Below are 6,592 nucleotides of genomic sequence, written 5' to 3'. Positions count from 1 at the left end.
GATATAGAAATACCTGCAGATATAGAAATTCCTGCGGCTGAGGAAGCCCCTGCACCAGAAATTGAGATCCCTGTAGCAGAGGAAGTACCAGCAGAAGCAGAGATTCCCGCAGTAGATATAGAAATGCCTGTAGATATAGAGATACCTGCCGATATAGAGATACCTGTAGCGGAAGAGCCCCCTGCAGAGGAGATTCCTGTAGCAGAGGAAACTCCCGAAGCTATGGATTCCGACATATCTCTGATGGATATAGAAGGCTCTGCTGAGGAGCCGGCAGAGGAAGCGCCAGAACTTTCTCCTGAAGAGGAACTTGCAAGGCTTAGCGAGCCAATTGTTGATGAAAGCATGAGTGAAGAGGCAGCGTCGGAAGGAACTGAAGAAGAACTTCAGATCGATTTGCCGGAGCTTGACCTTGATATACCTGAGATTATTATTCCTGAAGAGGAGATGCTGCAAACTGAGGAAGACAGAGCACTTGAAGAAGAGCCCGAGCAGGCAGAAGATTTTGTTCCCGAAATCATGGATGACATGGACCAGGCGACAGAATCAATGGTTGGAACAGCCGGCGACATCAAGGACTTCCTCAAGGAAGAAGATTTCGAGTTCACAGAGATCACATCCGATGGCAGCGTTGAAATCATACTTATAAAAATGGAAGATGACGACGTACTTTGCATCGAGTACGAAGATGATGAATTCCTTTCACTCATATCTCATTATGAGAAAGATGGAAATTGCAGCTACAAAGACGTGCTGGATTCATTCATCAAGGATTCCATCAGCAAAGGTATAAGCTACAAAATAACCCGTTCCAAAGGTGGCAGAACCGTTAGCAGATACAATTAAGTACGGTCATTAGGAAAAACGGTTGCCTTACAATATCGGAAGAATTCACAATTTATGCGGCTTTCATCTATGAAATATAAAATAAAAACAATTAATTAGAAAAAATGCATTTTTCATATTGACATTGATTGGACTCTACTTTATACTTTATAGATGTCGCCGCGTGGTTGCGATATATGTGTCCGTAGCTCAGCTGGATAGAGCAACGGCCTTCTAAGCCGTGGGTCGGGGGTTCGAATCCCTTCGGGCACATTTTGTGGTGGCTATAGCGTAGTTGGTTAACGCGCCAGATTGTGGTTCTGGAGACCGAGGGTTCGAGTCCCTCTAGCCACCCTTTTAATTTTTAGGGCGATAACTTCTAGATTAAATATTTAATCTGAGTTATTATTTTAGTAAGGCACATCTGCTGTGTATGATGGGCTATCGCCAAGCGGTAAGGCACAGCACTTTGACTGCTGCACTCGTGGGTTCGAATCCCGCTAGCCCAGTTTTTTGATATATCACTGCTTTTGCAGTTTATATATATGAGATACTAGCTCAGTTGGTAGAGCACTTGACTTTTAATCAAGTTGTCGTGGGTTCGATTCCCACGTGTCTCATTAGAAGCGCTTAACTATTATGGTTGAGCGCTTTTTTGTATTTTTGTATATGAAAAAGGTCTGACATCATCAAAGTACAGCAATCTATGGAACATCTGTATGCAGAACCAATAAAGATGTCTGCTGCGTAGAAAAAGCATCTGGATCAAACGCACCCGTGATTAAAAAAAATGGTGTTTATGCCGATAAAATATATATTGGAAATATGAATTCGGAACAAAGGCTAATATAAAAATCCAGTATACTTTGGAGGTAATGCAATGAAATTTAGAAAGTTTATTGCTTTAGTGGTATTGCTTGCACTCTTTTCACAGAATACTTTCAATGTTTGTGCTTATTTTACAATAGAGAATTTTATAATAGGAGAAGAAAATAAAGATCAAACAAAATTAAATGTATTTAGAGATTACAGGATAAATGGTAGTGATTCAGAGGAATTGAAGTACGCAAGACATATCAATGTAAATGCTCTGACAGATAAAGGCTTAGATTATGTTTTGTCTAATAAAAACTTAATCTCAATAGAGATAAAGGATATTTCCAACTTGGATATAGATAAAGTTTCTAAGTTATATCCATATTTGTGCAAAGGTAATATTGAATACAGCGCCATATTATTGGCTTATGAACATATAAAAGATAGTATTGGTAATGATGGTACAGATACGTACATTTATGCGGTGGATACTTATGCGCCTGATAGTTCCAACTATTATAGGTCTTGTGCCACAACTGTATCTGCTATTCTAAACGCTGCAGGGTATATGGATGATTATTCCAGTGCGTCAGTTACTGGTCTTGTAAATTATTTTGAAAATAAACCGGATGATTGGGAATGCATGGGCAGGCTTGGTGAATCTGAAATGCGGGAAGGTGATGTTATATTCATCGATAGACGTTCTCATAAATCGGATTATATAAAAGGTATATTATCAGACCCGGACTTTGATTTAGAGAAGCTTGTAAATGAACTTGAGAACTTGGATAATGGTAATGCCAAACAGGTATTAGATGAAACATTAGACTTTGGTGCTGATGGTGATGGTTATTATGATGAAGAAGGCAATTACTACGAATTTGGGACCGAGGAATTTGGTTATTATGATCCTGATGGAAACTGGTGTGGCTATGAAACTCCTGATGGACGGTTTGATCATGATGGTTCTTTCCATGAGTTCAATGAAGAAGAATTAAGAGAAAATGAAGGCACTAGTAAGTTGGCTACTCCTAAAGGTGGATACAATAATGTGTTTAATCCCGATCAAAATGGTGATGGTACGATAGATGACACAGAAGATAGGGCATGGTCTGACTATTGGCTGAGGCTTACGGATGATGTTCCGGATTATTCTTACTATGAGACTTGGAAAAAAGAGTCTGATGAATACAAAGAAAAGTTGAATGAAACTTTAGACAAGTTAGATGAAAGTAACCTACAAAAAATAAATGGTAAAGAAATAAGGATACATGATCATATAATACTTTGGCTGGGAAACGATGTTATTACACAGTATTATGCAGATTCTACCGGGAATATTATTTCGGGTTCTTATTCTGATATATACAGTAGGGCTAGAAGCGCAGCAGTTAGTAAATTTACTTTTACAGGTGATTACAAAATATATAGATATAAAGGATTTTAAAGAAAGGCGTTTAAATGAACGTACTCGAAAGATTTAAGATGAATCATCTGATCAGGTCCTATAGTGATCATTTCCTTTGAACCAATATTGTATTTTTGATATATTGAGGGGGCTTACATGAATTGGGGAAATAATATGTCAGAGATAAATACAATAAAATCATCAATAATATCATATCCTCACGGTTTTTCAACAAGAACCGGAGGGGTGAGTGAAGGGATATTTGAATCACTCAATCTGGGCATGAACAGGGGTGATGATCCTGAGAATGTTAAAGAGAATTATCATAGATTTCTGAAATCCTGTGGCATAGAAGCTGAGGAGTTCGTCTGCGGGCAGCAGGTGCATGGGAATAACGTGATGATAGTAGGAAAAGAGCATGCGAGAAAGCCCTACGGCTATGATGAGCTTTTTCAGGCTGACGGGTATGTAACTGCCGGGTCAGGTGTACCGTTGGTTATTTTTATCGCGGACTGCATTCCACTCTTGATGGCAGATGAGGAGGCAGGTGTCGTTGCTGCGGTACACAGCGGATGGCGCAGTACTGTACAGGACATCGAGAGAGAAGCCGTTAACAAAATGTTAAGCCTTGGTGCCACGAAGGACCATATCAAGGCATGCATAGGTCCTGCTATAGGCAGATGCTGTTTCGAAGTTGGAGAGGAAGTTATTGAGGAAGTAAACAGCTTGCTGGAAGGCGATGCCGCTGATCTATATAACCGAAAAGATAACGGGAAATTTATGCTTGACCTGAAAGGTGTAGTAAAGAGAAGCATGCTTAATACCGGCCTGTCCGAAAAAAATATTGATATCATCGAAGACTGTACCATGTGTATGCCGCATAAATACTGGTCTCACAGATATACCGGCGGTAACCGCGGAAGTCAGGCTGCTATAATAATGAAAAGATAAAGGTCTTTTTAGGAAGGAAAAAGGCTGTACTTGGTAAGGAGGGATAAGATTGAAATATTTCTCAGATAAAACAGTAAATCCTGGCAGACAACCTGAAATTGACATTTCGAAGGCTATTTGTATTGTTTTAATGATTTTAATTCATGCATATATGGCGAGTTCAGGAGGTTATCATGGTATTATAACCGGATTGCTTGGGTATGGTGCAGGCTTTTTGGGGGCAGGCACATTCATGATATGCATGGGAATCGGTATGCGCTACTCCCAAAAACAGGATGCCTCAAGTAATCTTTATCGTGGTATTTTATTGCTTACGATCGGTCAGGTTTTGAATCTTCTACGTGCAGGTATTCCGGGGCTGATAGCTTATAAGGCAACAGGAAATCAGAACTTCATCCCATACATGTTGGGGGTAATAGATAGTGACATCATCACTTTTGCCGGTCTTGCATTTATCTTAATGGCTCTGCTCAAAACGTTAAAGCTTGGCGATGGAGTGATTTTTTTAATAGGAATTATACTCAACTTTCTCATGGTACCATTTTATTCAATAATCGGGACTCCTAAAGATTTTTGGATAAACAAGCTCATTAACTTATTTTTTTTGACTGATAACGCTCTATTTCCGCTGTGTACACATTTTGTATTCGTTGCCTTTGGCTATCTGGTAGGTGGATATTATAGACGTATTATTGATAAAACAATTCTGTCAAAACGTGTATTATTCATTTGTATCCCAATTGTAGTAGTTTACTTTGCGCTTCGGTTTACAGTCCCATTTCCGTTTATGCCAAAGTACGTTCCGGAAGATGAACCTGTATTAGCTACAGACGCATTGGCTGTATGTCTGGATACTCTGATTACTTTTGCTGCCATGTACAAGCTGGTGACTTTACAAAAAATAAAAGTACCGACTATCGTTTTCCATCTATCTAAGCATATAAACGCTTACTATTGCATCAGTGACATCATATTATACGTATGGGGTATACTGCTTATCGCAACCAGGGGGAGTCTGCTGCCTGCTTCTTTGGTGCATTTTGTCATCGGAATAATAGTAATTGCGGTATGTTATCTTGTTATCGAGATTAATAACAAGATAATCCATTTCTCACCGGGAAAAATGAATAAGACGGTGCAAATTATCGCATTTTTTGTAATCTGGCTGGCATCTGCTGCTTTATCATTTTATGCTTATCATATATATCAATTGTATTAAGCACCGTTTAGTAGCGGTAACCATTCCAAACTACAAATTCTCCTCTCCCCATTTCTTCAGGTCAAGAAGGATGGGGATGAGGCTTTTTGTTTTTGGGGTGAGGTTGTACTCAACCCGAACTGGCATCTCATCATATTGCTTTCTCTCAACGAGGCCGTCCGCCTCAAGCTCCTTTAGGGAATTGGCCAGCATTGTGTTAGTGATTCCGTGGATAGAACGATTTAATTCTCCGTATCTGACAACCTCGTTTTTATCGATGACGCAGAGGATCATGATCTTCCACTTGCCGCCAACGGTATCGATAACCTTTTTTAGGCCACAACCTTTTCCTGCTATATCTTCACATAAGAGCTCTTTGTTTTCTTTTTTTCTCATGATATTTATTCCTTTATTCAATCAAATTCAAACTATATACTTGATACAAAAACTATACCACATATAATACATTCATCACTTTAGAAAAACAAGTGAATAATTAAGTGTAGAATGGGCTCAAATCAGTGTATCCGGGTATTCTGTTTATAATTGTGATAGACTGTAATGAGTGGGAAACCGCCTTCTACTCTATACGGTTCTAAGCACGGAGGTGTAAATGGCAAAACAAAATATCTACGACAACGAAACATTCTTCAATGAGTACAGTAAACTTCGAGAGCGCGAGGCGAACGCCAACAACCTTTTTGAAATCCCTACGCTTTATGCGCTTATGCCGGATCTGGAAGGAAAAAGAGTTCTGGATCTTGGATGCGGAACCGGTGAGCGCTGCATCGACTATCTAAATCGCGGAGCGGTGAAGGTTACGGGCATTGATATATCTGAAAAAATGCTTGCCGTGGCGAAGAGCCAAAACAGCGATCCCAGGATTACTTATATAAAAATGCCGATGGAAGATATCGGAACAATCGACGGGGAATTCGACGTTGTGATAAGTTCGCTGGCACTTCATTATGTTGAGGATTTCCAGGGAGTTGTAGCGAATGTTTACAGGCTTTTAAGTGATGGGGGAATCTTTCTCTTTTCACAGGAGCATCCGATTAACACATGCTTTTCAGGAGAGTTTGACAGATGGACCTGCGATGAAAATGGGACGAAGATCTATGCAAATATAGCGAATTATTGCGTGGAAAAAAGATATGAATCGACCTGGTTTGTCGAAGGAATCCAGAGATATCACAGGATGTTTTCAACTACAATAAATACGCTTGCGGACGCCGGATTTAAGATCCTCAGGATAGAGGAACCACATGCGACGGAGGAGATCGTACAGAAATATCCCGAGTACTATGACCTTTATCACAAGCCTGATTTCCTATTTGTGAAAGCGTGCAAGTGAGCACTTTGGTTTGCACATTTTTAATTTACTAAACATGAAA

General features: G+C 39.7%; 6 protein-coding genes and 4 tRNA genes. 9 read left to right on the top strand and 1 reads right to left on the bottom strand.

What is annotated here, in order from left to right:
• From G596_RS25280 to G596_RS0114320, 8 genes are all read left to right on the top strand, one after another.
• The coding region (locus tag G596_RS25280) for a hypothetical protein (protein WP_026671360.1) at window positions 1–846 on the top strand (846 nt) is incomplete at its 5' end.
• A gap of 178 nt (window positions 847–1,024) precedes the next feature.
• A tRNA-Arg gene (locus G596_RS0114350) sits at window positions 1,025–1,098 on the top strand.
• Window positions 1,099–1,105: 7 nt separating this feature from the next.
• Window positions 1,106–1,179, top strand: a tRNA-His gene (locus tag G596_RS0114345).
• A gap of 83 nt (window positions 1,180–1,262) precedes the next feature.
• Window positions 1,263–1,334: transfer RNA gene (locus tag G596_RS0114340), tRNA-Gln, on the top strand.
• A 38-nt stretch (window positions 1,335–1,372) separates the two neighbouring features.
• A tRNA-Lys gene (locus tag G596_RS0114335) sits at window positions 1,373–1,445 on the top strand.
• A 260-nt stretch (window positions 1,446–1,705) separates the two neighbouring features.
• Complete coding sequence (locus G596_RS0114330; protein ID WP_022762523.1) at window positions 1,706–3,088, top strand: hypothetical protein; 1,383 nt, start codon at window positions 1,706–1,708, stop codon at window positions 3,086–3,088.
• A gap of 117 nt (window positions 3,089–3,205) precedes the next feature.
• Window positions 3,206–4,000 carry a peptidoglycan editing factor PgeF gene (gene pgeF, locus G596_RS22325; RefSeq protein ID WP_022762522.1) on the top strand — a complete coding sequence of 265 codons (795 nt, stop codon included), beginning with the start codon at window positions 3,206–3,208 and terminating at the stop codon, window positions 3,998–4,000.
• Between the two features lie 49 nt (window positions 4,001–4,049).
• Window positions 4,050–5,219 (top strand): acyltransferase family protein, encoded by a 1,170-nt coding sequence (locus G596_RS0114320; RefSeq protein ID WP_022762521.1) that lies wholly within the window; start codon window positions 4,050–4,052, stop codon window positions 5,217–5,219.
• A 30-nt stretch (window positions 5,220–5,249) separates the two neighbouring features.
• On the opposite strand, the gene G596_RS0114315 is transcribed toward G596_RS0114320, so the two are convergent.
• Window positions 5,250–5,594 carry a winged helix-turn-helix transcriptional regulator gene (locus G596_RS0114315; RefSeq protein WP_022762520.1) on the bottom strand — a complete coding sequence of 115 codons (345 nt, stop codon included), beginning with the start codon at window positions 5,592–5,594 and terminating at the stop codon, window positions 5,250–5,252.
• A 217-nt stretch (window positions 5,595–5,811) separates the two neighbouring features.
• Between G596_RS0114315 and G596_RS0114310 the strand changes: the two genes are divergently transcribed.
• Window positions 5,812–6,552 carry a class I SAM-dependent methyltransferase gene (locus tag G596_RS0114310; RefSeq protein WP_022762519.1) on the top strand — a complete coding sequence of 247 codons (741 nt, stop codon included), beginning with the start codon at window positions 5,812–5,814 and terminating at the stop codon, window positions 6,550–6,552.
• Window positions 6,553–6,592: the final 40 nt, after the last annotated feature.

This window comes from Butyrivibrio sp. AD3002 (assembly GCF_000420905.1).
Lineage (GTDB): Bacteria > Bacillota > Clostridia > Lachnospirales > Lachnospiraceae > Butyrivibrio.
This window is presented reverse-complemented; position numbering and strand designations above follow the sequence as displayed.